Annotated in this window: 25 protein-coding genes and 1 pseudogene; 25 read left to right on the top strand and 1 reads right to left on the bottom strand. The window is 52.5% G+C overall.

The genetic code is table 11. The annotated features are described in order from the left end of the window. Window positions 1-94: 94 nt before the first annotated feature. A complete protein-coding gene (locus LIZ87_RS03475; RefSeq protein ID WP_178316805.1) occupies window positions 95-2,059 on the bottom strand; it encodes an ABC-F family ATP-binding cassette domain-containing protein in 1,965 nt (654 codons plus the stop codon). Window positions 2,060-2,233: 174 nt separating this feature from the next. On the opposite strand from LIZ87_RS03475, the gene LIZ87_RS03480 reads away from it, so the two are divergent. From LIZ87_RS03480 to LIZ87_RS03600, 25 genes and pseudogenes are all read left to right on the top strand, one after another. Next, entirely contained in the window at window positions 2,234-2,896 is a 663-nt protein-coding gene (locus LIZ87_RS03480; protein WP_178316806.1) for a redox-sensing transcriptional repressor Rex, read from the top strand. Between the two features lie 21 nt (window positions 2,897-2,917). After that, window positions 2,918-3,298: a holo-ACP synthase gene (acpS, locus tag LIZ87_RS03485; RefSeq protein ID WP_178316807.1), complete on the top strand. Its 381-nt coding sequence runs from the start codon at window positions 2,918-2,920 to the stop codon at window positions 3,296-3,298. Further along, window positions 3,295-4,890: an NAD(P)H-hydrate dehydratase gene (locus LIZ87_RS03490; protein WP_227145293.1), complete on the top strand. Its 1,596-nt coding sequence runs from the start codon at window positions 3,295-3,297 to the stop codon at window positions 4,888-4,890. The genes acpS and LIZ87_RS03490 overlap by 4 nt, the downstream gene beginning before the upstream one ends. 92 nt (window positions 4,891-4,982) lie before the next feature. Continuing rightward, window positions 4,983-6,173: an alanine racemase gene (gene alr, locus LIZ87_RS03495; RefSeq protein WP_227145294.1), complete on the top strand. Its 1,191-nt coding sequence runs from the start codon at window positions 4,983-4,985 to the stop codon at window positions 6,171-6,173. Between the two features lie 133 nt (window positions 6,174-6,306). After that, window positions 6,307-6,654: a type II toxin-antitoxin system PemK/MazF family toxin gene (locus LIZ87_RS03500; protein WP_178315939.1), complete on the top strand. Its 348-nt coding sequence runs from the start codon at window positions 6,307-6,309 to the stop codon at window positions 6,652-6,654. A 350-nt stretch (window positions 6,655-7,004) separates the two neighbouring features. After that, window positions 7,005-8,453: a hemolysin family protein gene (locus tag LIZ87_RS03505; RefSeq protein WP_178314209.1), complete on the top strand. Its 1,449-nt coding sequence runs from the start codon at window positions 7,005-7,007 to the stop codon at window positions 8,451-8,453. Continuing rightward, window positions 8,413-9,795, top strand: coding sequence for an MATE family efflux transporter (locus LIZ87_RS03510; protein ID WP_227145296.1), 1,383 nt, complete (start codon window positions 8,413-8,415; stop codon window positions 9,793-9,795). The genes LIZ87_RS03505 and LIZ87_RS03510 overlap by 41 nt, the downstream gene beginning before the upstream one ends. Window positions 9,796-9,922: 127 nt before the next feature. After that, entirely contained in the window at window positions 9,923-10,651 is a 729-nt protein-coding gene (locus LIZ87_RS03515; protein ID WP_227145298.1) for a YebC/PmpR family DNA-binding transcriptional regulator, read from the top strand. A gap of 145 nt (window positions 10,652-10,796) precedes the next feature. After that, entirely contained in the window at window positions 10,797-11,627 is an 831-nt protein-coding gene (locus LIZ87_RS03520; RefSeq protein ID WP_227145300.1) for a carbon-nitrogen hydrolase family protein, read from the top strand. Between the two features lie 33 nt (window positions 11,628-11,660). Continuing rightward, window positions 11,661-11,930 (top strand): YabP/YqfC family sporulation protein, encoded by a 270-nt coding sequence (locus LIZ87_RS03525; RefSeq protein ID WP_178317298.1) that lies wholly within the window; start codon window positions 11,661-11,663, stop codon window positions 11,928-11,930. Between the two features lie 61 nt (window positions 11,931-11,991). Next, window positions 11,992-13,227, top strand: coding sequence for a sporulation protein YqfD (locus LIZ87_RS03530; RefSeq protein WP_227145302.1), 1,236 nt, complete (start codon window positions 11,992-11,994; stop codon window positions 13,225-13,227). A gap of 9 nt (window positions 13,228-13,236) precedes the next feature. Next, entirely contained in the window at window positions 13,237-14,283 is a 1,047-nt protein-coding gene (locus tag LIZ87_RS03535) for a PhoH family protein (RefSeq protein ID WP_178317296.1), read from the top strand. Between the two features lie 16 nt (window positions 14,284-14,299). Further along, a complete protein-coding gene (ybeY, locus tag LIZ87_RS03540; protein ID WP_178317297.1) occupies window positions 14,300-14,797 on the top strand; it encodes an rRNA maturation RNase YbeY in 498 nt (165 codons plus the stop codon). Then, entirely contained in the window at window positions 14,794-15,987 is a 1,194-nt protein-coding gene (locus LIZ87_RS03545) for a DUF3048 domain-containing protein (protein WP_227145304.1), read from the top strand. The genes ybeY and LIZ87_RS03545 overlap by 4 nt, the downstream gene beginning before the upstream one ends. A gap of 6 nt (window positions 15,988-15,993) precedes the next feature. Continuing rightward, a complete protein-coding gene (locus LIZ87_RS03550; RefSeq protein ID WP_264467871.1) occupies window positions 15,994-17,694 on the top strand; it encodes a putative polysaccharide biosynthesis protein in 1,701 nt (566 codons plus the stop codon). A gap of 113 nt (window positions 17,695-17,807) precedes the next feature. After that, window positions 17,808-18,206 (top strand): hypothetical protein, encoded by a 399-nt coding sequence (locus tag LIZ87_RS03555; protein ID WP_227145306.1) that lies wholly within the window; start codon window positions 17,808-17,810, stop codon window positions 18,204-18,206. A 165-nt stretch (window positions 18,207-18,371) separates the two neighbouring features. After that, a pseudogene (locus tag LIZ87_RS03560) lies at window positions 18,372-19,704 on the top strand (NAD(P)/FAD-dependent oxidoreductase); the annotation flags it as partial. A gap of 34 nt (window positions 19,705-19,738) precedes the next feature. Further along, window positions 19,739-21,373 (top strand): NAD(P)/FAD-dependent oxidoreductase, encoded by a 1,635-nt coding sequence (locus LIZ87_RS03565; protein ID WP_178313649.1) that lies wholly within the window; start codon window positions 19,739-19,741, stop codon window positions 21,371-21,373. A 122-nt stretch (window positions 21,374-21,495) separates the two neighbouring features. Next, a complete protein-coding gene (gene proB, locus LIZ87_RS03570) occupies window positions 21,496-22,359 on the top strand; it encodes a glutamate 5-kinase (protein WP_178313647.1) in 864 nt (287 codons plus the stop codon). Between the two features lie 43 nt (window positions 22,360-22,402). Further along, window positions 22,403-22,624, top strand: coding sequence for a DUF896 domain-containing protein (locus LIZ87_RS03575; protein WP_178313645.1), 222 nt, complete (start codon window positions 22,403-22,405; stop codon window positions 22,622-22,624). A gap of 13 nt (window positions 22,625-22,637) precedes the next feature. Continuing rightward, window positions 22,638-23,879, top strand: a complete 1,242-nt coding sequence (locus tag LIZ87_RS03580) for a glutamate-5-semialdehyde dehydrogenase (RefSeq protein ID WP_178313643.1) — start codon at window positions 22,638-22,640, stop codon at window positions 23,877-23,879. Between the two features lie 31 nt (window positions 23,880-23,910). Next, window positions 23,911-24,498 (top strand): signal peptidase I, encoded by a 588-nt coding sequence (lepB, locus tag LIZ87_RS03585; protein ID WP_227145310.1) that lies wholly within the window; start codon window positions 23,911-23,913, stop codon window positions 24,496-24,498. 8 nt (window positions 24,499-24,506) lie between these two features. Continuing rightward, a complete protein-coding gene (yaaA, locus tag LIZ87_RS03590) occupies window positions 24,507-25,277 on the top strand; it encodes a peroxide stress protein YaaA (RefSeq protein WP_178314258.1) in 771 nt (256 codons plus the stop codon). Between the two features lie 95 nt (window positions 25,278-25,372). Further along, window positions 25,373-25,561, top strand: a complete 189-nt coding sequence (locus LIZ87_RS03595) for a helix-turn-helix transcriptional regulator (protein WP_178314260.1) — start codon at window positions 25,373-25,375, stop codon at window positions 25,559-25,561. An 18-nt stretch (window positions 25,562-25,579) separates the two neighbouring features. Further along, window positions 25,580-26,014 carry a DUF6773 family protein gene (locus LIZ87_RS03600; RefSeq protein WP_178314256.1) on the top strand — a complete coding sequence of 145 codons (435 nt, stop codon included), beginning with the start codon at window positions 25,580-25,582 and terminating at the stop codon, window positions 26,012-26,014. Window positions 26,015-26,238: the final 224 nt, after the last annotated feature.

Consider the following 26,238-nt stretch of genomic DNA (forward strand, 5'->3'; position numbering starts at 1 on the left):
GCTGCTGTCTGCTCCGTCATCCCTCCGGGTGTCCGAGCAGACAGCAGCAGTCCGATGTATCTGAAGCAGCCGGCCTTATCTGGGCCGACTCCATCTACTCAGCCAGCTCTTCCCACAGCTCATACAGTTCCTCCAGCTTTGCTGCGATATCTTCCTTCTCCTTGTTCAGCTCCATGAGCCGTCCCACATCAGTATAGACCTCCTCCTGGGACAGCAGAGAATCGATCTCCCCGTCTCTTGTCTCCAGGCTGTGGATGGTGTCCTCCACCTTTTTAAGGTCGTTCTGACGCTTCCTTAAGCGGGCCTGCTCCTCCTTCTGGGCCTTCCAATCCAGCTTGCTGCCCTCCGCAGTGGGAGCGGCAGAAGAAGAGATCTGAGCAGTCTGTGAAGCAGAAGAGGAGCCTTGAGAAAAGGCCTTCTGGGCAGCTGTCCGGGCCGCGAAGGCAGCCTCCACATCTTCCTTTTTCTCCAGATAATAGTCATAATTTCCAATATAGTTGATAAAGGCCTGGTTGGTCAAATCCAGTATCCTGGTGGCTGTCCTGTTGATAAAATAGCGGTCGTGGGACACATAGAGCACTGTTCCCGTGTAGCGGCACAGGGCGCTCTCCAGGATCTCCTTTGAGGTGATATCCAGGTGGTTGGTAGGCTCGTCCAGAAGCAGGAAATTAGCATCTGAGAGCATGAGCTTTGCCAGGGAAACACGGCCGCGCTCACCGCCGCTTAAGTCCCCTATCTGCTTAAATACATCGTCTCCTGTGAACAGGAAGGAGGCTAAGGTGTTCCGTATCTGAGTATTGTTCATGGTGGGATAGGTATCCTGTATCTCATCAAACAGGGTCTTCTCCATGTGAAGCACCTGGTGCTCCTGGTCATAATAGCCGATATGTACCTTGGCTCCCAGGCGGATATCCCCGGTATCGGCAGGGATCAGGCTGTTGATGATCTTGAGAAGCGTGGTCTTTCCGGTGCCGTTGTTGCCGATGATGGCAACACGCTCCCCGCGCTTGATCTCAAAGTCTACATTTTGGAACAATGTCTGGGAACCAAAGGACTTGCTTAAGCTGCGGACAGTGAGCACATCGTTTCCGCTGACCGTATCCGGCTCCAGGCGGATGTCCATGGAGTCGTTGACCTCCACAGGCTTTTCCAGGCGGTCGATCTTTTCCAGCATTTTTTCCCGGCTTTCCGCCCTGCGGATGGACTTTTCCCGGTTAAAGGATTTGAGTTTTGCAATGACGGCTTCCTGGTGTTTGATCTCCTGCTGCTGGTTTAAATAGGCGCGGATCTGGGCATCACGGAGCATTGCTTTTTTATCGCTGTAGGCAGAGTAATTGCCGGAAAAAACAGTGGCATTGCCATTGTCCAGCTCGATGATCTTTGTCACCACACGGTCCAGGAAATAGCGGTCATGGGCAACGATGATAACGCTTCCGCTGTAGCCTTTTAAGTAGGTTTCAAGCCAGGCAATGGACTCCATATCCAGGTGATTGGTAGGCTCGTCAAGGAGCAGGATATCCGGCTTTGTGAGGAGCAGTTTTCCTAAGGAAACGCGGGTCTTCTGGCCTCCTGACAGGGCGTTTATGGGCTTTGAAAATTCCTCCTCCAGAAAGCCCAATCCCTTTAAGACTCCGGTGATCTCGCTCTGGTAGGCGTAGCCGTTTTCCAGCTCAAAGGTGTGGTTTAAGCGGCTGTATTCAGAGAGCATGTCCTCCAGCTCCTGGCCTGAGGCTGATTTCATCAAATGCTCCAGGCTTCGGATGCGCTCCTCCATCTGGATAATGGGGCGCTTTACTTCAAGAAGGGCATCGTAGATGGTTTCCGCCCCCATAAGATCCTGGTGCTGGGCCAGATAGCCGATGGAAGCGCCCTTGGTCCAGGCCACATTTCCCTCGTCACAGGGCATTTCTCCGATGATGATCTTCAGCAGGGTGGTCTTTCCGGCGCCGTTGATGCCCACGATGGCGGCTTTTTCATGCTCCTCTATATGAAATGATACACGCTTTAAAATATCATTTTCCCCAAATGATTTGCTTACATTGCTGCACGATAAAATCACGGTAAACTCCTTTACATGTAAAATCACTAAAATTCTTCTGCATTGACAAGTATAATATAGGAAAATTATTTTTTCAAGAACATACTGAAACTGGTTTGACATTGTTTTGGCATATGTTTATAATAGAAATATTGAAGAATGCTAGAAGAGTTACAAGAAGAAAGGTGAAATAGAATGGAACGCAAAGAGATATCCAGGGCAGTGATTTCACGTCTGCCCCGCTATTACCGATATCTTGGGGAACTGATCGAGGAAGGCGTTGAGCGTATTTCCTCCAATGAGCTCAGCACCCGGATGAAGGTAACAGCATCACAGATACGTCAGGATTTAAACAATTTCGGAGGCTTTGGACAGCAGGGATATGGCTACAATGTGAAATATCTTTATTCCGAGATCGCGAAGATCCTGGGTATTGACCGGCAGCACAACCTGATCATCATAGGCGCAGGTAATCTGGGGCAGGCCATTGCCAATTATACGAATTTTGAGCGCAGAGGATTTGTTATCAAGGGGATGTTCGATATCAATCCAAAGCTCATTGGCCTTGTGATACGTGGTATTGAGATCCGTTCTGTGGATGATCTGGAAACCTTTATCAGAGAGCATGAGATCCAGATCGCAGCACTTACTATACCGAAGACAAAAGCTCCTGAGATCGCAGACCGCCTGGTACATGCAGGTGTGAAGGCGATCTGGAATTTTGCCCACACCGATCTGGTGGTACCAGACGATGTGGTGGTGGAGAATGTCCATCTGTCAGAGAGCCTTATGCGCCTTTCATACCGTGTATGTAGTATGCAGGACCAATGGGAGCAGGACAACAAGCAGTCAAAATAAGTTGCAGGAAGCATAGAACGCATGATACTGGGAGTAGGGACTGATTTAGTTGAAATAGACCGCATCCGCAAAGCCTGTGAAAAGGATTATTTTGTGGTGCGCACATTTACTGAGATGGAAAGCCGGCAGGCAAAGGGGTCAGCCTCTAAGCTAGCCGGCTCTTTTGCTGTAAAGGAAGCAGTGGCAAAGGTCCTTGGCACAGGTTTCCGAACCTTTATGCCCATTGATGTGGAGGTGCTGCGGGATGAATTGGGAAAGCCCTATGTGCGCCTCTACGGGGGAGCCCTTGTCAGGTTTCAGGAGATGGGGATGGAGCGCATAGAGGTGTCCATTTCCAACACAGGCGAATATGCCATGGCCTTTGCCGTGGGCGAGGGCGGCGAAAGAGGAGGTATGCCATGAGAAAGCTTGTAACGGGAAGGCGGATGAAGGAGATTGACGCCTACACCATAAAGGACATAGGGATCCCTTCCATGGTGCTTATGGAGAGGGCGGCCCTGGCGGCAGCGCTGGAGGCAGAAAAAGAGGCAGAGGAAGGCAGTGTGATCTGGGCTGTCTGCGGTATTGGCAACAATGGTGCGGACGGCGTGGCGGCTGCCAGAATGCTGCATCTGAAGGGGTATGATGCCAGGGTCGTGCTGGCAGGAGACCGGACGCGGGGCACAGAGGAATTTAAGAGCCAGCTTGCGATCGCAGAAAGGCTGGGCGTGGCTGTGTCAGTCTGGCAGGAGATGGAGGGCAGAAGCTGTGATATACTGGTGGATGCCCTTTTTGGCGTTGGCTTAAGCAGGATGATCGAGGGAGAGTACAGGCTGTGCATGGAAATGCTGGAGAGACTTCCTAAGAGGCCTTATACGGTTGCTGTGGATGTGCCCTCCGGTATCCATTCCGATACAGGGGCCGTGATGGGGATTGCCCTGAGGGCCGATGTGACAGTCACCTTTGGATGGGAAAAACTGGGAACGGCCCTTTATCCGGGACGGGAGTATGCAGGCCGCGTCATCATCGATCCCGTGGGCTTTCCACCGGCGGCATTGGAGGACGCTCCCGGCCAGGGGAATCCTTCTGAAGGCGGAGAGCCTTTGAGCGCCTTTTCAGAAGACCTTTCCGAAGACCGTCCGGGAAATCTTCCCCTGGGCTGGGCTGCTGCCTATGAAAAGAAAGATCTGGAACGGATCCCCGGAAGGCGGGCCTACTCCAACAAAGGGACCTTTGGCCGTGTCCTCATAGCAGCGGGCTCGAAGGATATGTGCGGAGCCGCTTACTTAAGCGCCCTGGCTGCCTACAGGACGGGGGCAGGTCTTGTGAAGATACTGACCGTGGAGGAGAACCGGCAGGCGTTAAAGACCCTTCTTCCGGAGGCTATTTTGGCTGTGTACAGGCCGGAGCAAATCCTGGAGGGACGCGAGGCCTTCCGGGAAATGATAGAGGAGCAGATGAACTGGGCCGATGTGGTGGTGCTGGGGCCGGGGCTTGGAACAGAGGATTATGCAGAGTATCTGGTGGAGGATATCCTGACAAGCGCCTTTGTTCCGGTCATCCTTGATGCGGACGGGCTTAATCTGGTAGCTGCTCACCCGTATCTGACGGCATACTATACAGAAAATATTGTTATCACACCCCATCTGGGAGAGATGGCACGTCTGACAGGACAGTCTGTAAAGGAGATCCAGGAGGATCTTCCCGGAGCGGCCTTAAGCTATGCCTCCCGCTACGGGATCACCTGCGTTTTAAAGGACGCTGCTTCTGTGGTGGCTGGAAAGGATGGGGAGCTCTATATTAACACAAGCGGCTGCAGCGCCATGGCAAAGGCAGGCTCCGGCGATGTGCTTACAGGCATCATCGCCGGACTCATGGCTATGGGGCTGGAGGTAGAGGATGCCGCATGTCTGGGCGTGTATGTCCATGGACTGGCAGGAGAAGCAGCCAGTGTATCGGGAGGCCACAGCCTTCTTGCCACAGAGCTTGCCAATGCAGTGGAGCAGGTGCTGTAGTCATAGGCTTACGATACCCTCAGTGGACAAGGCGTGTGTGCCCTCGACCACTGAGGGTAATTGAAAATGGAAAACAAAGGGAGGACATTGTCATGAGACCCTACAGCAGGGTATATGCAGCCATTGATCTGGATGCGGTTGTGTCAAATATGAAAGAGATGAAGGAGAATCTGCCGCCTTCCACGGCCATGATCGGGGTGGTAAAGACAGACGGATACGGCCACGGCGCTGTTCCTGTTGCCAGGGCCATTGATCCTTATGTAGAGGGCTATGCGGTGGCTACGATCGATGAAGCCATCATACTGCGCCGTCACGGGATCAAGAAGATGATATTGATCCTGGGTGTCACCCACGAGTCCAGGTACGGGGAGCTTCTGCGCTATGACATCCGCCCGGCCATATTCCAATATGAGAAGGCGAAAGCACTTTCCGACCTTGCGGTAAAGAACGGGAAAACAGCCTTCATCCATCTGGCAGTGGATACCGGCATGGGGCGCATCGGCATGAAGCCGGACAAGGCTTCTGCTGATATGGCAGAGAGGATGAGCAGGCTTCCCGGACTGCGCATTGAGGGAATGTTCACCCATTTCGCCAGGGCGGATGAGGCGGATAAGGCTGCCTATGAGGCCCAGTATCAGGCATACCTGCGCTTTCTGGGCTACTTGGAGGAGCGTGGAGTGGCGATCCCCATCCGCCACTGCTCCAACAGTGCAGGGATCATCGAGTCCCTGGGCTCCAACAGCCTTGATATGGTGCGTGCGGGCATTTCCATCTACGGGCTCTATCCTTCCGACGAGGTGGACAGGGAGGCCGTAAAGCTCCGTCCCGCTATGGCATTAAAGAGCGTCATCACCTACATAAAGGATATGGAGCCGGGATGTCCCATCAGCTATGGGGGTACCTATGTGACAGAGAAGCCCATGAGAGTGGCTACCATCCCTGTGGGTTACGGGGACGGCTATCTGCGCAGCCTTTCCGGCAAGGCCTCTGTCCTGATCCGCGGAAAGCGGGCCCGGATCCTGGGACGTGTGTGCATGGACCAGTTTATGGTGGATGTCACGGATATCCCGGAGGCCTGTGAGGATGACGAGGTCACCCTGATCGGCAGGGACGGGGACGATGAGATCACAGTGGAGGAGCTGGCAGCCTTAGGCGGCGGCTTCCACTATGAGATGGTCTGCAATCTGGGAAAGAGGGTTCCCAGAGTCTATGTAAGAGGCGGGCAGATCGTTGGCACAAAGGATTATTTCCACGATGTATATGAGGGCTTTGGCTATATGTAGCAGCAGTTCTGGCAGGCTCCAAAGAAAGTCCTCCGTCATATGATAATCATGCAGGGGTCCACCTGTGTATACCTGGGGGAAAACAGGTCAATACTAGATGGAAAGGTGACAAAAATGACGGAGTGTGAGCAGTGTGATTATCAGACGTGGAGATATTTATTATGCAGATTTGCGGCCGGTGGTGGGTTCCGAGCAGGGAGGCGTCCGTCCTGTGCTGGTGATACAGAACGATGTGGGAAATAAGCACAGCCCCACGGTGATCTGCGCAGCCATTACCTCCAGGATGAACAAGGCAAAGCTTCCTACCCATGTGGAGCTCTGTGCCAGGCGGTATTCCATGGTAAAGGATTCCGTCATCCTGCTGGAGCAGCTGCGGACCATTGACAAGCAGAGGCTCAGGGAGAAAATATGCCATATTGACGGGGAGCTGCAGCAGAAGGTGGACGAGGCGCTGATGATAAGCCTGGAGCTGCATACATAAGTAGCTGCAGCGTATGAGGTCAGACAGGTCTGCGTGCTTGCTGCGCAGCCATACAAAGGATGGAGAAGGAAAATGAGGGGCTTCAGGAGGTTTTTCTGGGATAAATTCTGGGAGAAAGGATTGGGCCTCATTGACGAAATCTAAGAAAAATGCTATGATAAGCAGAGTTATGCCATTTATTACTGTGAAAGTCCTGCCGCCGTATAGGCGGCATGTATTCAAGTATGCCAAATGCGTCCGCCAGACTTTCGCGGTGCGGTAGTGCGTCCGCCCGCTGGACGCATGTAGGTTTAGCAGGGCATTTCTCTGCTTTTCATGTTTCAGGTTAAGAAAGGAGTCTTTTTTTTATTATGGACGATGGTTATTCGCCTGTCAGTATTTTGATTCTCATTGGTTTCATTCTGCTGGAGGGGGCCTTCTACGGTTTTGGCTCTGCCATTCAGAATGTAAATGAAGGAAAGCTGGAGGATGAGGCGGAGGAGGGCAACAAAAAGGCGGCCCGCCTTCTTGAATTTGTAAACCGGCCAGGCAGGTTTATACATACGATCCAGATCACCACTCATCTGATCGGCATGATCACAGGCGCTGTTATACTTCCGGTGCAGGTAAGGCAGTTTTTGAAGGCTGTGTTAAAGCCGGGTGAAGAATCGATTGGCAAGGCTTCCGGGAACGGCTTCCTGACTGGTCCCTGGTGGGGGCAGACTCTGGGGGTCGTATTCGTCACCCTGGTGCTCCTTCTTCTGATCATCAGCTTTGGAATCGTTATCCCCAAACGGCTGGCAAAGAAGAATCCGGAAAAATGGGGCTACCATATGCTCCCGGCAGTGCTGCTTGTCACTGGTGTCTTCCTGCCCCTCACAAAGGTCATCACCCTGATATCCGGGCTGATTCTGAAGGCCTTTGGGACGGAGCTTTCCGACGAGGATGACAATGTAACAGAAGAAGATATCATGTCCATGGTAAATGAAGGTCATGAGCAGGGCGTGTTAGAGGCGGATGAGACAGAAATGATCACCAACATCTTTGAGCTGGGGGATAAGGATGCCTCCGATATCATGACCCACCGCACCAACATCACGGCCCTGGACGGCTCTATGCCCCTAAAGGAGGCAGTGGACTTTATTTTGAGTGAAGGGGTGAACACCCGCTATCCTGTCTACGGAGAAGATATTGATGACATTATCGGTATCCTCCACTTGAGAGATGCCATTTCCTGCGCCTCAAAGGAGGACAAGGAGGATTGGCTCATAAAGGATATCCCAGGACTTTTGCGTGAGGCAAACTTTATACCTGAGACCAGGAACATTGACACCCTTTTTAAGGAAATGCAGTCAAAGAAGATCCACATGGAGATCGTAGTGGATGAGTATGGACAGACAGCAGGCCTTTTGACAATGGAGGACATTCTGGAGGAGATCGTCGGAAATATCATGGATGAGTACGATGAGGAGGAGGAATTTATCACTCCGGGACCTGATGGCTCCTATGTCATGAGCGGCCTTACCCCTCTGGACGATGTGATGGATACCCTGGAGATGGAATTTGACCAGGAGGACCTGGATGCCTATGATACCCTGAATGGTTATCTGGTATCACGCCTGGACCGCATCCCCCAGGAGGACGAGCAGCCGGAGGTGGACTTTGGCGGTTACCGCTTCAAGGTCATGAAAGCCGGAAATAAAATGATCGAGAGCGTTTTGGTCCAGAAGCTCCCCAGGGAGCAGCCGGAGGAAAAGAAAGAATTGGTGGAAGAGAAGAATGATGCAGTTAGCAAAGAGCACCAGGGAGATGTTTCATGACAGACGTTTTTTAAAGAAAGCCCTGATGATCGCCTGTCCCGTGGCCCTGCAGGGTATGCTGAACACAGTGGTGAACCTGGTGGACACCCTGATGATCGGAAGCCTTGGGGCTACGGCCATTGCAGCCGTGGGACTGGCAAATAAAGTATTTTTTGTGTTTTCCCTGCTGGTGTTCGGCATTGTCAGCGGAAGCGGCGTGCTGGCAGCCCAGTTCTGGGGAAACAGCGATGTGAAAAATATCAGGAAGGTATTGGGCCTGTCCATTTTGTTAGCCCTGGGCGGGGCCTTGTTTTTTGTGGTGCCTTCCATTGTCCGTCCCCAGATGGTAATGCGCATATTTACCACAAGTGAGGCCAGCATTTCCCTGGGGGCCGGCTATCTGCGCATTGCAGCCCTTACCTACCCCTTTATCGCCCTTACCAATGTGTATGTGGCAATGCTGCGGGCAGTGAACCGTGTGGTGTTCCCTGTGGTGACAAGCTGTATTGCGATCATTGTAAATATCTGCCTGAACTATGTGCTCATCTTCGGAAAGTTCGGAGCTCCCGCCCTGGGCGTGGCCGGGGCAGCTCTGGCCACCCTTACGGCCAGGATATTGGAAATCTGCCTTGTGCTGGCATATGTATATGGGAAGCGGCTGCCTTTGGCCTGCGGCTTTTCCGGTCTCTTTGGCTGGAGCGGGCAGTTTATCAGGAAGTTTTTTGATACCTCTGCCCCTGTGATCGCCAATGAGTTCATGTGGGGGCTGGGAACCACCATGTATTCCCTGGCCTACGGCCGTATGGGGGACAATGCGGTGGCCGCTATCACCATTGCCACCACGATCCAGGATATCGTGGTGGTGCTGTTCCAGGGCTTGAGCGCTGCCACGGCAGTCATCCTGGGCAATGAGCTGGGAGGAGGGAAGCTGAAGCGGGCGGAGACCTATGCCACCCATTTCTTTATCCTGGAATTTTTTGTGATGCTGGCTTCGGCAGCAGTGGTGGTAGGGATACGCATACCCATCATCGGCCTGTACAACATCACGCCTGAGGTCGCCCATGATGTGAACCTGTGCATCCTTCTGTTTGCCGCCTATATGCCCTTCAAGATGTTTAATTACATCAATGTGGTAGGCGTTCTTCGGAGCGGCGGGGACACGAAGATGTGCCTGTTTTTGGATACGAGCGGCGTGTGGTTTATTGGCGTGCCGCTGGCATTTTTAGGGGCTCTTGTGTGGAAGCTTCCGATCTACACCGTATATGCCCTGGTAATGCTGGAGGAGGTTTATAAGGCGGTTCTGGGGTATATCCGCTACCGGCAGAAGAAGTGGCTGCGGAACCTGGCTGTGGAGATCACATGATTTCCCCACTTGTCAGTCTAAAAAAATCGTGTTAAGATAAAAAAGATATGTATCCCTTCCTGGAGCTGCAGGTACAGGGGATAGAGTGAGAAAAAAGAAAAAAGAAAGAAGAAAGGATGTTTTACCAATGTCAGGACATTCAAAATTTGCCAACATTAAGCATAAGAAGGAGAAAAATGACGCTGCAAAGGGAAAGATATTTACTGTCATCGGACGTGAGATCGCAGTTGCAGTAAAGGAGGGCGGCCCGGATCCGGCCAACAACAGCAAGCTCCGTGATGTAATTGCAAAGGCAAAGGCAAACAACATGCCTAACGATACCATTGACCGCGGCATCAAGAAGGCAGCAGGAGACGCAGCCTCCGTGAACTATGAGACCCTTACATACGAAGGGTACGGCCCCAGCGGCGTAGCGATTATCGTAGATACTCTGACAGACAACAAGAACCGTACAGCAGCAAATGTGAGGAGCGCCTTCACAAAGGGAAGCGGCAATGTAGGCACACCGGGAAGCGTATCCTACATGTTTGACAAGAAGGGCCAGATCATCATTGACAAGGAAGAGTGCGAGATGGACGCTGACGAGCTCATGATGGTTGCCTTAGATGCAGGCGCAGAGGACTTCTCTGAGGAGGAGGACAGCTTTGAGGTGATCACTGCTCCGGAGGATTTTTCCGCTGTCCGTGAGGCCTTAGAAGCTCAGAAGATCCCCATGCTGCAGGCCGATGTTACCATGATCCCACAGACCTGGGTAGAGCTTTCCGATGAGGAGGATATCAAGAAGCTGACCAGGATCCTGGATCTGCTGGATGAGGACGATGACGTCCAGGCTGTCTACCACAACTGGGATGAATAATATAAATTAATTGTGAAAAGCTCCTTTTTGAACGTCATTGATTGGTCAGAGAGGAGCTTTTTGTTATTGGATGGAGGTTGCTTGAAATTGCTTTGGAAATTGCTTTGGAAATTGCTTTGGAACAGGTGGGAGTAAGGAGGTTATGATGAGAAAATTGAGATTGGCCTTAGTACAGATGGAGGTTGTCCCGGGGGTAGAAAGGAATCTTGAGACAGCCAGAAAAGGGGTAAAAAAAGCTGCAGAGCAGGGAGCAGAACTGGTGGTGCTGCCGGAGATGTTCTGCTGCCTGTATCAAAATTCTGAATTTGTGCGAAGGAAGGAGCCGAAAGGAGGACAGATCTGGCAGGCTTTAAAGGAGATGGCTGCGGATAACAGCGTATATCTGGTGGGAGGCTCCATGCCGGAGGAAGAGGGGGGAAAGATTTATAATACCAGCTTCATTTTTGACCCGGAGGGCCTGCAGATCGGAAGGCACAGAAAGGTGCACCTGTTTGATATCGATGTGCCGGGGGGACAGCAGTTTTTTGAGAGCAGGGTATTTTCTCCGGGAAATGATGTGACAGTCGTGGATACGGCTTTTGGGAAGGTGGGAGTCTGCCTGTGCTTTGACATCCGCTTTCCGGAGCTGTCCCGGATCATGGCGCTGCAGGGGGCGGAGGCTATCATAATCCCCGCGGCCTTCAATATGACTACGGGGCCGGCCCATTGGGAGCTTCATTTCAGAGGAAGGGCAGTGGATAACCAGCTGTTCATGGCAGGCTGCGCTCCTGCCAGGGATGTAAACGGCCCCTATGTCTCCTATGGAAATTCCATCGTAACAGATCCATGGGGGAGGATCCTTGGCAGGCTGGATGAGAAGCCGGGCATCCTGGTGCAGGAGATCGACCTGGATGCGATCAAGGCTGTCAGGGAGCAGCTTCCCCTCATAAAAAACAGAAGAAAGGATTTGTATCATATCGGGCTATCCGGCATATAATAAAAGGAACCAGTGTAGCAGGAGCGTATGGATATGGCATGGGTATCAAAGGCAGCAGCAGTATCAGCACTGGGGCTTCCCAGAGATGTGATCCTGGGAGATGTGCTTGTGAGCTTTGTAGGGCGGCGGGAGGTGTGCATTGAGAACTACAGGAGCATCCTGATGTACACAGATACCCTGGTGAAGCTCCAGGCACAAAACTGCCGCATCCTGATCCATGGCTCCGGCCTGTGCATCGAATACTACACGGCGGAGGAAATGAAGATAACAGGGACAATTGCATCGGTAGACTTTGAAACGTGACAGCCCGTGCAGATGAGCTGGCCGGAAGTGCCGAGGAAGCTGGCATAAGGAGGGAACCTCTTTGATCACATGGCTTTTACATAACTGGAAGGGATACGTGAAGATACGGCTCCAGGGCTATTCCCCGGAGCGTTTTTTAAATCTCTGCAATGCCCGCGGTCTGGAGCTGTGGGGGCTTGTCTGCGGCCCTGAGGGGGATTACGAATGTTATATGACAATTGAGTCCTACCGCCGTGTAAGGCCCTTGGTGCGAAAGGCCAGGGTGAGGCTGCGCATCCTAGGCCGCTTTGGCCTTCCTTTTTTTATGTACAGGCACAGAAAGCGCTGGTATTATGCAGCCGGAATAGGCGGATTCTTTGGGATCCTATGGATCATGACGTTATTTATCTGGGATATCCAGTTTGAAGGAAATTACCGGTACACGTACGATACACTGGTGAAATGGCTGGAAACCCAGGACACCTACTATGGGATGTTAAAATCCAGGATCAACTGTGAGGATCTGGAGGCAGCCATCCGCACGAGCTTTCCGGAGATTACCTGGGTCTCTGCACGGGTATCGGGAACAAGGCTTCTGATCCACATCAAAGAAAATGAGGTCCTCTCTGTGATCCCTGATAAGGATGATACCCCCAGAGACATTGTGGCGTCAAAATCAGGTATTATCACCTCCATGGTAGTGCGCCAGGGCATTGCCCAGGTGGCGCCAGGTGACGAGGTGGAGGCGGGCCAGGTGCTGGTAAAAGGGCGCATTCCCATTATCGGTGACAGCGGGGAGGAGCTGAGTGCCTACTATGTCCCCGCAGATGCTGACATCCGGGCCAGGACAATGACACAGTACGAAAAACGGTTTCCTCTGGTGCATCAGGTGCGCATTCCCACAGGGGAAAGGCGGAGGGGATGGTACATAAAAGCAGGAAAATGGTCCTTTACCCTTCTCATGCCCACTGCCTCAAAGCTGGAATGGGATTATTCCATGGAGGAGAAGCAGCTCAAGCTGTTTTCCAATTTTTATCTTCCCTTTTATCTGGGGAATATCGAGGGGCATGAGATGGTATCCTATGAAAGGAACTACACAAGATCAGAGCTGGAAGCATTGGCAGGATCCATCTATTCCCAATTCGCAGAAAATTTAGAGGAAAAAGGGGTACACATTCTTGAAAATGATGATAGAATAGATACAAGTGCAGCCGGAAGCGTGATATCCGGAACCCTGGTGACAGAGGAATCCATTGTGGAGCATCAGCCCATTACGGAGGAGGAGCCGGGGATGACTATAGATTCAGAGGAGACGTAACATAGCCTAATGAGTGTAATTGAGACAATGATCGACATTCCGGCAGAGCATGAGCGGAATGTCTGCGGACAGTTTGATGCTTACTTAAAGAAAATAGAGCGCACGCTCCACGTCACCATGATCGCCAGGGACGGAGAGATCAAGATCATCGGGCCGGAGAAGACGATCGGCCAGGCAAAGAGCGTATTCAGCAATCTGATCGAGCTTTCAAAGCGGGGCAATGCCATTACGGAGCAGAATGTGGACTACGCCCTGTCCCTGTCATTTACGGAAAATGACGGACAGATACTGGAGATCGACAAGGACATCATCTGCAGGACTGTCACAGGAAAGCCGGTAAAGCCAAAGACCCTGGGGCAGAAGCAGTATGTGGATTCCATCCGGAAGAAAATGATCGTGTTCGGTATCGGCCCGGCCGGTACAGGAAAGACCTACCTTGCCATGGCCATGGCGATCCAGGCCTTTAAAAACGGCGAGGTGGGAAGGATCATACTGACCCGCCCTGCCATTGAGGCGGGAGAAAAGCTGGGCTTTCTGCCGGGAGATCTCCAGAGTAAGATCGACCCTTACCTCCGCCCTCTCTACGATGCCCTTTACCAGATCATGGGGGCGGAGAGCTACCTGCACAATTCAGAGAAGGGGCTTATCGAGGTGGCTCCCCTTGCCTATATGAGAGGCCGTACCCTGGATAACGCCTATATCATCCTGGATGAGGCCCAGAATACCACCCCGGCTCAGATGAAGATGTTTCTTACCAGGATCGGCTTTGGCTCAAAGGTGATCATCACCGGCGACCAGACCCAGAAGGACCTGCCATCCGGCGCTGTGTCCGGCCTTGATACGGCCCTAAAGGTGCTGAAGAAGATCGATGATATCGGCTTCTGCTATCTGACAAGCTCTGACGTGGTGCGCCATCCCCTGGTGCAGAAGATCGTCCAGGCCTATGACGATTATGAGAAGAAGGCAGGACCGAAAAAGGGCGGTGCTCCCAGGGAGAAGGAGTTTAAGGGAGCTGGGAAGGCACCGAAGCTTCGGAGGGCGAAGGTACGTTTTTGAGAGAGAGGAACTGTGTATGACGATTACAGTGGAATACGAGGCAGAAAAAAGGCTGGATCTTCCCTATGAGGAGATCATAAATGACATTGTGACAGCGGCACTGGATTATGAAAAATGCCCCTACGAGGCAGAAGTAAACGTCATTTTGACAGATAATGCATCCATACAGGAGATCAACCGGGAGCAGCGCCGAATCGATGCACCCACAGACGTGCTCTCCTTCCCGCTGGTGGACTATGAAAGCCCTGCGGACTTTGACCACGTGGAGGAGGCTGTGGAGGATTATTTTAATCCGGAGACGGGGGAGCTGATGTTGGGAGACATTGTGATCTCCGTGGACAAGGTGGAGGAGCAGGCAGAAAAATACGGTCATTCCCAGACAAGAGAGCTGGCCTTCCTGACCGCTCACAGCATGCTCCATCTGTGCGGCTATGACCACATGGAGGAGGAGGAGCGCCTGGAAATGGAAAGGCGTCAGAGAGAGATACTTGACATGAGGGGGTACAAGAGATGAGAAGCAGGCGAGGATGGCGGCAATGGTTTGGACTCTGGGGGGCAGCGGCTCTTTCCATGGCAGCAGCGCTGTCTCTGACAGGCTGCTCCAAAGAGGCAGCAGTGGCCCCGGCTCCCACCAAAGGGACAGAGGCAGCCACAGAAGCGCCTACGCCTGCTGCGGATATTACAATATACTCAGATGAGGAGAAACAGGAAGAGCCTGATATCGGGGATACGGACTACTATCTGCCCGAAGAGCGGGAGGAAGAGGACGGACGTATCCGCAGCTATCTGACTGGCCAGATGGTGGACGTATCAAAGGGAAATCGCCGGCCTGTAGCTGTCATGATGAGCAATGACAAGGAGGCCAGGCCCCAATACGGCATCAACAGGGCCGGCGTTGTCTACGAGGCTCCGGTGGAGGGCGGCATGAACCGCTATATGGCGATCCTGGAGGATTATGATGATCTGGACAGGATCGGCTCCGTGCGCAGCTGCCGGACCTACTATACGTATTTTGCCAGGGAATTTGACGCCATCTACGCTCACTACGGCCAGAGCACCTTTGCAAAGCCCTATCTGGACAATGTGGACAACATCAACGGTCTGGATGCCATCGGAGGAACGGCCTACTACAGGAGCAAGGACAAGAAATCCCCGCACAATGCCTACACAAGCGGGGAGCGCCTACAGAAATCCATCGGGATTCTGGGCTATTCCCAGGAGTACGATCCCTCCTATAAGGGCCATTACCTCTTTGCCAGGGACGGCATGGAGGTGTCCTTAGACGACAGGCCGGGAGTCATGGATGCAGCCGTCTTAAAGCCGGGCTATGCCATGAACCAGGCCACCTTCCGGTATGATGAGTCAGACGGACTCTATCACCGTTACCAGTACGGCGGCGTCCACGAGGGCAGCGAGGGCCCCATTACGGCAAAAAATGTGATCTTCCAGTATTGCCAGTCCGGCTATTATGCCACCACGGAATATCTGGCGATCAATGTACATACCTCTGAGTGCGGCTACTTTATGACCGGGGGAAAAGCGATTCCCATCAGCTGGGAAAAGGACGGGGAATTTGGCGTTACCCATTATTATGATTTGGACCACAGGGAAGTAGTGTTCAATCAGGGCCAGACCTGGGTATGCATTATATCTACAAGGGATTTTGATAAATCCCAGATTTTGGGAAAAGACGGAGCACAGTAAAGAGAAATGAAACAGGGCAGAAAGAAATCGAACACCGGACAGCAAAAGGCGGCCAACTTCGTGATACAGGGCAGTATTCTGGCAATGGCAGGTATCCTGGTGCGCATCATCGGCATGCTGTACCGGATGCCTCTAAACGATATCATTGGCAAACAGGGAAACGGCTATTATACTTCGGCCTACAATGTCTACAACATTCTTCTGATCCTTTCCTCTTACAGCATGCCTGTGGCAGTATCAAAGATGATCTCCTCCCGCCTGGCGAGAGGGGAGTACAAAAACTGCAGGCGCATTTTAAAGACAGGGCTTATCTATGCGACCATTGCAGGAGGCATAGCGGCGGCCGTGCTCTGGTTCGGGGCAGATGCATTTGCAGAGATGATAAAGACGCCCTTTTCCCGGTATGCTCTGAAGACGCTGGCTCCCACTATCTGGATCATGGCTTATCTGGGAGTCTTAAGAGGCTATTTCCAGGGCACAGGCACCATGGTGCCCACGGCTGTATCACAGATACTGGAGCAGATCGTAAATGCAGTGGTGAGCGTGGTCGCAGCAGGACTTCTTTTCAATGTGGGAGTTTCCATGAATGCAGCCCAGGGGGCAGAGGATTATTCCTATGCTCTGGGCGCTGCCGGAGGAACCATCGGCACGGGAGCAGGGGCATTGACCGCTCTGATCTTCTTTATGATCCTGACTGCCACAAAGGGCAGGAGTGCAGTGGGCTCCTCAGGGGACAGAAGAGAGGATCGCGGCCGGGTGGAAAGCTATGGACGTCTCTTTTACATCCTGACGGTCACAGTGGTCCCCATCGTGGTGAGCAGCGGCATTTACAACTGTTCCAACGTGATCGATAATTATCTCTTCGGCCAGGGGATGGACAAGCTGGGCTACAGCGCAGCTGCCATTGCTATTTTCTGGGGAGCTTTAGGGCAGTACCAGCTCCTGTTCAATATACCGGTGGCTGTGTCAAACTCCCTTTCCTCCTCGCTGATCCCATCCCTCACGAGAGCAGTCTCCAGCGGCAACAGGGAGCAGACTTTAGAGCGTATCGCCACCTCCATCCGGTTTTCTCTTTTGATCGCCATTCCGGCAGCGGTTGGGATCACGGTGCTGGCAGAGCCAGTGTGTAACCTTCTGTTTATCAGCGAGGACAACAGCCTGTTGATCCGCCTTTCCATGGTGGGCTCTCTGGCTGTGGTCTTTTACTCCCTGTCTACGGTCACCAATGCCATTCTCCAAGGGCTCAACAGGATGGACGCGCCCATCCGCCATGCAGTGGCAGCCCTTGTCATCCATGTGGCTGTCCTGGAGCTGTTCCTTAAGGTCCTTAAGATGGGGATATACAGTGTGGTATTTGCCAACATCATATTTGCCCTGGTGATGTGCCTGTTAAATGCAAGGACCATCGAGGTGGTTGCAGGATACGACCAGGAGTATAAAAAGTCCTTTCTTCTGCCAACGGTCTGTGCCCTGCTCATGGGAGCGGCGGCTTACGGGGTGTACAGGGGCGTGGAGCTTATCCTTCCTTCCTCCCTTATGAGAGGCAGGTTGGGCATGGCTCTGGTGGTGCTGCCTGCGGTGGCGGCTGCCATTGTGGTGTACGGCGTGCTTTTGGTGAAGACAGGGGCGGTGAACGAGAAGGAACTCAAGGGAATGCCCATGGGGACAAAGCTTGTGAGGATATTGAAAAAGGTCCGTCTTTTGTAATGGCGGAAAGAGCGGCGTTTGCCGGTTTTTGCCGCAGCTGCAGGAAAATTGAAAAAATGTGATTAAAACAGAGAGAGAAAGCAGATACTAACGCTAAAAGGAGGTAAAGCTCTATGAAGCGTGTGATGTACTGCTTTCTTTTATTTGCTGTTACATCCGTAGTCTGCCTGATCGCAGGCTATGGTCTTACTAGATATTCCGTGAGGCAGGAGAGGGCTGTCCCAAACACGGTGATCGAGACAGAGACCGTCAACGACATGGACGAAAAGACTGCTATGAACCAGGAGCAGATAAAGCCGGTCCTGGAGACCAGCTCCCCGGCGGAGGAGTATTATCTGGTGTCAGAGGCGGGCTTCCTTCTGGTATTCTGCAGCGACCGCAGCACCATCTGCCTCTATACCCACATCCCGGAGACTGATTTCCCGGAATCAGAGCGGGAAAGGCTCTTAGAGGGGATCTGGTTTCCATCTATGATGGATGTGTATCATTATCTGGAGTCTTATACCAGCTGAATGAGAAATATCATTATGAAAAAGGCAGGAATGCTGCAAAGGCAGTGTTTCTGCCTGTATTTTTTGCCGGATACAGGAAGTAGTTGAAATAAAGAGTAAAACCGTTTAAAATGTGTTGTGATAAAGCATGAGAAGAATAGAAAAAGAAAAGCGGGGCTTATATTGATGAAAAGACGGGTAGGGATCATAGGCGGCGGCGCTTCCGGCCTGGCGGCAGCCATTGAAGCGGCCAGGGCCGGGGCTCAGGTTACGATCATAGAGCATATGGACAGAGTAGGAAAGAAGATCCTTTCCACGGGAAATGGCCGCTGCAACCTGACGAATCTGCGGATGGAGTCTGACTGCTTCAGGAGCAGCCAGAAAAGCTTTCCGATGAAGGTCATAGAGGGCTTTCCGGTGGAGGAAACACTGGAATTTTTTGGGATTTTAGGTATTGTGCCAAAGAACAGAAACGGATATATCTATCCCAATTCCGACCAGGCCTCCTCGGTGCTGGACGTGCTGCGCAGCGAGACCAGTCATCTGGGGGTGGAGGTGCTTCTTTCATGCCATGTGAAGGAGATCAGGGAAGGCGATCATGGCGGCTTTGCTATTTTGACAGATCAGGGAAGGGTGGACACGGATGCTCTGATCCTGGCAGCAGGTTCTAAGGCAGCGCCCGCCACCGGCTCTGACGGGAGCGGCTATGAGCTGGCAAAGAGCCTGGGCCATACCCTTATCAAGCCTCTTCCGGCGTTGGTGCAGCTCCGCTGCCAGGGGAGTATGTATAAGCAGCTGGCAGGTATCCGCACCGATGCCCGCATCTGTTTGACAATAGACGGGAAAAAGACGGCGGAGGACAGAGGGGAGCTGCAGCTGACCGATTATGGGCTGTCCGGGATTCCTGTATTCCAGGTGAGCCGGTTTGCGGCAAGGGCGCTGGATGAGGGAAAGAAGGTAAGGGCCTATATCGATTTTATGCCGGAATGGGAGGCAAAGGATGCTTTTTACCTGTTACGGAAGAGAGCGGATGTGGTGGGATATAAGCCGGCGGAGGAGCTTTTTACCGGAATGCTGAATAAAAAGCTGGGAGCAGTGCTGTTAAAGCTTGCCGGGATCAGCCCTGAGAAAAAAGCAGGGGAATTGTCGGGAAAGCAGATCGCAAAGCTCCTTGGGCAGTTAAAGGAGTATGAGGCTATCGTCATGTCCGTCAATCCCTTTGCCAATGCCCAGGTGTGCTGCGGAGGCGTGGACACAAGACAGGTCGACCCGTCCACCATGGAATCAAAGATCAGGAAGGATCTGTATCTGGCAGGAGAGATCCTGGATGTGGACGGCATATGCGGCGGCTATAACCTGCAGTTTGCCTGGTCCAGCGGAGTGCTGGCAGGGCGGAGCGCCGCGGGCGCAGGCAGCAGCGGACCGGGAGAGCGTCAGGCTGTACGAGTCAGCCACGGCTCCGGTGCATCGGCCAGCCGGAGCTTTGCAGCCCGGCCCTCCCGCACAGAGGAACACAAAAAACGGAGTATCCCCAAAGAAAAGAGGAACCATAGATGATACGTATCAACCAGCTGAAAATGCCCCTGGGCCACACCATGGAGGAGCTGCAGAGCCAGGCGGCAAAAAAGGCCGGCTTAAAGCCGGAGGCATTGTCACAGGTCCGCATCAGAAAGCAGTCCATTGATGCCAGGAAAAAGCCGGATATTTTCTACAGCTATGTCGTAGATATTGAGTTAAGGGAGTCAGGCGGCCAGAGAGAGGAAAAGCTGGTGCGCAGGCTGAAGGACAGGAACATTTCTGTCCACAGGGAGGTCCCCTACCGGCTTCCAAAGCCGGGTCCGGGTGTTCTGTCCCATCCCCCGGTGATCGTAGGCACGGGCCCGGCAGGACTTTTCTGCGGCCTGATCCTGGCGAGAAAGGGCTACCGCCCGCTGCTGTTAGAGCGCGGGGAGGATGTGGATGCCAGGACTGCGCGGGTGGACAGGTTCTGGAAGGAAGGGGAGCTCTGTCCGTCCTCCAATGTCCAGTTTGGCGAAGGAGGAGCAGGCACCTTTTCCGACGGAAAGCTGAATACCCTGGTAAAGGATGCCTCCGGCAGAAACCACGAGGTGCTCCGTATTTTCACGGAATTTGGGGCTGACCCATCCATCTGCTATGTCAATAAGCCCCACATTGGCACCGATGTCTTAAGCTGCATCGTGAAGGCCATGCGCCGTGAGATTGAAAGCCTGGGAGGCCAGGTACGCTTCTTAAGCCAGGTGACGGATGTCACCATAGAGGAGGGCAGGCTTACCTCCCTTACTGTCAATGACAGGGAGGTCATCCGGACAGAGGCCGCTGTATTTGCCATTGGCCACAGTGCCAGAGATACCTTTGGGCAGCTCTGGGCCAGAGGCATACCTATGGAGCCAAAGCCCTTTGCAGTAGGCCTGCGTATCCAGCATCCCCAGAGCCTGATCAATAGGAGCCAGTACGGCAAAGAGGAGGTAAAGGAGCTGGGGCCAGCCAGCTACAAGCTCACGAGGCAGACCTCGTCAGGCCGCGGCGTCTATTCCTTCTGCATGTGCCCCGGAGGCTATGTGGTAAATGCCTCCTCTGAGCCGGGCCGCCTGGCGGTAAACGGCATGAGCTACCACGACCGGGCGGGGGAAAATGCCAACAGCGCCCTGATCGTTACCGTGACGCCGGAGGATTTTGCATCCTATGGCACAGGCCCCCTGGCAGGCGTGGCCTTTCAGCGTGATCTGGAGGAAAAGGCCTATCAAGCCGGAAATGGGCGCATTCCCGTTCAGCTCTACGGTGATTTTAAGGAAAACAGGGTGTCGGAAGCCTTTGGAGGCGTGACTCCGGCCTTTCGGGGCCAGTATGCCTTTGCAAACCTCCGCAGAGTGCTGCCGGAAGCTTTGTCCCAGTCCCTGCTGGAGGCCATGGAGGGCTTTGGCTCTATCATAGAGGGCTTTGACCGCCCGGATGCGGTTTTTGCGGGAGTAGAAAGCAGGACCTCCTCGCCGGTGCGCATCCCCAGGGACAGCCACATGGAAAGTGAGATCAAGGGTCTGTTTCCCTGCGGAGAAGGAGCCGGCTATGCAGGCGGTATTACTTCCGCAGCCATGGACGGCATCAAAGCTGCCGAGGAGCTGATAAGCAGGTATCAGCCCTTTGCTTCGGAGGAACGTCACGCATTTTAAAAAGATGTAAGGACTTTGAAATTGACGAGGCCTGCAAATTGGTGTAAGATAAAGCGAGTAGTGGACAAACGCAGCAGTTTAAGCAATAGGTACTGTTGCGAATAAACATCAAGGAGCATGACATGGAGTGCCAGGTACGCAGTACATTAAAGGATAAAAAGAGGATCGTCATAAAGATAGGCTCCTCCTCCCTGACCCATCCTGAGACAGGCGAGCTGAACCTTATGAAGATAGAAAAGCTGATACGTGTGATCAGCGACTTGAGAGGAGAAGGCCGGGACGTGGTCTTGGTATCCTCAGGCGCCATTGCCGCCGGAAGGCAGGCCCTGGGACACCACAGGAAGCCGGATACCCTGGCACAAAAGCAGGCCTTTGCCGCCGTGGGGCAGGCAAGGCTCATGATGGTATATCAGAGGCTTTTTGCTGAATATAATCAGACAGCAGCCCAGATCCTTCTCACAAAGGATACCATGGTCAATGATTCCTCCAGATACAATGCCCAGAACACCTTTGATGAGCTGTTAAATCTGGGAACCATACCCATTGTAAATGAAAATGATACCGTGTCCACATCGGAGATCCCCTACGTGGACAGCTTCGGAGACAATGACAGGCTTTCGGCCATTGTAGCCGCCCTGATCGGTGCGGACCTGCTGATCCTGTTATCCGACATCGACGGTTTGTATTCAGACGATCCGCGCAGCAACCCGGATGCCCGTTTTATCAGTCTTGTACCGGAGATCACCCCGGAATTTCTGCGCATGGGCAAGGACACCTCCAGCAGCGATGTGGGTACGGGCGGCATGTCTGCCAAGCTGGCAGCGGCCAGGATCGCCACAGACAGCGGGGCGGATATGGTGATCGCCAACGGAGATAAGATGGAGGTCATTCTGGACATTATGACAGGGCAGGAAAAGGGAACCCTGTTCCTGGCTCACGCCAATCTGGATTTTGATCTGATGCACTATTTGAATAATGAATATTAGTTCGTGTGCTGGAACACAGCCACAGAAGAGAGGAAAGGCCGAGATGGACACATCAAGAATTGACCGCATTAATGAGCTGTACCATAAATCCCAGTCCGTAGGACTGACAGAGGAAGAGAAAGAAGAGCAGGCCAGACTCCGCAGGGAATACATAGAAGCGATCCGGGGAAGCCTGCGGGGCAATCTGAACCGGATATCTATAAAGGAAGAGGACGGTTCTGTCACGGATCTGGGAAAGAAATATGGCGGAGTCAAGGACGTTTAGGGGAGGAAGAGGGATGACATTACAGGAAATAGGAAGCCAGGCAAAGCAGGTATCCCGTATTCTGGGAACACTGGGCTCCAGAGAGAAAAACATTGGCCTTGAGGAGGCCGCCAGGGCCCTTTTGGAGGGCGAAGAGGAGATCCTTTCAGCCAATGAGGCTGATTATGAAAAGGCACGCCTGGAGGGCATGAGCCAGGGCCTTTTAGACCGCTTAAAGCTGACTCCTGGCAGGCTCCAGTCCATGGCGGACGGCCTGCTCCAGGTGGCATCCTTAGATGACCCGGTGGGAGAGGTCCTTTCCATGAAGCTGCGTCCTAACGGGCTCCAGATCGGACAGAAGCGGGTACCCTTAGGTGTTATCGGCATGATCTATGAGGCCCGTCCAAATGTGACGGCAGATGCCTTCGGCCTTTGCTTTAAATCAGGAAATGCCGTGATCCTAAAGGGCGGCAGCGATGCCATAGAATCCAACAAAGCGATCGTACAGTGGCTTCGCACAGGACTTTCGCGTGCCGGGCTCCCGGAGAATGCGGTGCAGCTGATCGAGGATACCAGCCGTGAGACCACAAAGGAGCTCATGCGTCTGAACCAGTACGTGGACGTTTTGATCCCCAGAGGAGGCGCAGGGCTGATCAAAACGGTTGTGGAGAACAGCACAGTTCCTGTGATCGAGACAGGCACCGGAAACTGCCATATCTTCGTGGATGAGTCTGCGGATTTCCACATGGCCTTAGACATTATTTTTAATGCCAAGACACAGCGCATCGGCGTGTGCAATGCCTGTGAGTCCCTTCTTGTTCACAGAAAGATCGCAGACAGCTTCCTGCCCCTCCTAAAGAAGCGCCTGAGTGAAAAGCAGGTGGAGATCAGGAGCGATGAGGCCGCCAGGGCCATCGAGCCCTCCTTTAGACCGGCCACAGAGGAGGATTGGGGGAAGGAGTACCTGGATTATATCCTGTCCTTAAAGCTGGTAGATTCTGTGGATGAGGCGATCAGCCATATCAATACCTATAATACAGGTCATTCCGAGGCCATTATCACCTCTGATTATTTCCATGCCCAGCAATTTTTAAACGAGGTGGATGCTGCGGCTGTGTATGTCAATGCCTCCACCCGCTTTACAGACGGAGAGGAATTTGGCTTTGGCGCTGAGATCGGTATCAGCACCCAGAAGCTCCACGCCAGAGGACCTATGGGGTTAAAAGAGCTGACTACCACCAAATATATCATATTTGGAGACGGCCAGATACGGTAAATGAAATAGAAGCAGAAAAGAGGAGACATAAATGCCAGTAGAAGAAGAGGGCAGAAAGAGAAGCCGCAAAAAAAAGAGCCAGGAGGAGGAGCCCTTCAGCCTGAAGAAGGAGATCATCAGCTGGATCCAGATCATCGTGGCGGCAGTTGCCATTGCCATGGTTTTAAACAACTTTATCATTGCCAACAGCCGTGTACCGACAGGCTCCATGGAGACTACCATCATGGCAAAGAGCCGTGTCATAGGCTCCAGGCTGTCCTATATCAACAGTGATCCTGAGAGAGGGGATGTTGTCATCTTCCATTTTCCTGACGACCTGACAGGAAAGACCTACTACGTAAAACGCATCATCGGTATGCCGGGCGAGACGGTGAATGTGGTGGATGGCAAGGTCTACATCGATGGTTCAGAGACCCCTCTGGATGAGCCCTATCTGCCGGAGCCCATGGAAGGCTCTTACGGTCCCTACACGGTGCCGGAAGGGTGCTATTTCATGATGGGTGACAACCGCAACAATTCCATGGACGCCAGGTTCTGGAAGAACAAATTCGTGGAAAAGGATAAGATCATAGCAAAGGTATTGTTCTGCTATTTTCCGCGGATAGAAATGATAAAATAGGTGGAAATATGAAGATCATCATATCACCTGCCAAGAAGATGAATATCAGGGAAGACGAACTGGACACAGCAGGTCTTCCCTGTTTCCTTTCAAAGGCAGAAGAATTAAAGGAATACATAAGGTCTCTTTCGTTCGAGGAGGCGAAGGAGCTTTGGGCCTGCAATGAGGCCATTGCCAGGCTGAATTTTGAGCGCTTTGCATACATGGACTTGAAAAAGCGCCTTACCCCGGCTCTCTTATCCTATGAGGGGATCCAGTACCAGTATATGGCTCCGGGGGTATTTGAAAAAAGTGAGTGGGAGTATGTCCAGAAGCATCTGCGGATCCTTTCCGGATTCTACGGCGTGTTAAGGCCCTTAGACGGCATTGTGCCCTACCGTCTGGAAATGCAGGCAAAGGTGGCACTGCCGGGAGGCGTCAAAGGCCTCTATGACTTCTGGGGCAGCACCCTATTTGAAAAGCTGCTGGAGGGAGAGGAGGAGGATCCTGTCATCGTCAACCTGGCATCAAAGGAGTACAGCAAGGCAGTGGAGCCCTACCTGACACCGGATACCACCTTTCTCACCTGCATATTCGGAAATCTGGCAGAGGACAGATCCGGGAAGCCGAAGGTCCGTGTAAAGGCCACTGAGGCAAAGATGGCAAGAGGTGAGATGGTGCGCTTCATGGCAGCTGAGCAGGTGGAGAAGACAGAGGAGCTGAAGGCTTTTGACGGCCTGGGCTACAAGTTCCATGAGGAGCTTTCAAAGGAAAAGGAATTTGTGTTTGTAAAATCATAACAAAATGCAATATATACTTTACATTTTGAAAAGTATATATTATAATAAGGCTATAGGAACAGACAAAGGAGTCAGCGTATTTGAAAAATCTGAAAATGAAGGCTGCCAGGGCCGGGCTGGACCTGTCCCAGGAGGATCTGGCGGTCAAGGTGGGTGTGACGAGGCAGACTATTGGGATGATTGAGGCAGGCAAGTACAATCCGACCTTGAACCTCTGCATTTCCATATGTAAGGTTTTAGGAAAGACATTGGATGAACTGTTTTGGGATGAAAACCTGGAATGAAATGGAAAGGAGTTTTGCATGATGGATGAGAGAATGATACGGGAGAGGAACAGGATCTTAAGCGAGCTGGCACTTTTGATGTATGGCTTTGCCCTATGTGCATTTTTGGTAAAGATATTGCTTTTGGGCAAGGCATTGGATGATTGCGTGGTGGAGTATGTGATCATGATCGCAGCGCCGGTATATCAGTATGTCAGGGCCAGGCAAAGAAAACTGAGCCTGTACCAGCCGGAGCTTATAAGCAGAAGCCTCCGGAGAAAGAAAAATGTGTTGTCCGTAGCAGTGGCTGCCGGGATGTTTGCCCTGTGCTTGTGGCGTTTTTCGGCAGATATCAGAGAGGGGCTTTGTTCCCTGGCCGCATTTATTCTGGTATTTGTGGCAGTAAAGCTTCTGGTGGTAAAGATCGAGAAGGAGAGAAGCCGGAAGCTGGACAGGGAGTATGAGGATGAATAGAATAGGCTGGCAGCATAACCAGGACTGGTCGGATCCGTTTTGGTTATGCTGTTTTTGTTTTACAAAGCATCCGTCAAAGCGCGTCAGTGACGTGCTTTGACGGATTGTGGAAAAAATATCAAAAACATATGGGAAAGCTCTTGACAAAATCACAATAGATGGTAAAATAAAGTAAAAGTTACACGCGTAACCAAAGAGAAAGAACAGGAAAACTTATTTTTTTG

It is taken from the genome of Lacrimispora sp. 210928-DFI.3.58, from assembly GCF_020554865.1.
Lineage (GTDB): Bacteria > Bacillota > Clostridia > Lachnospirales > Lachnospiraceae > Enterocloster.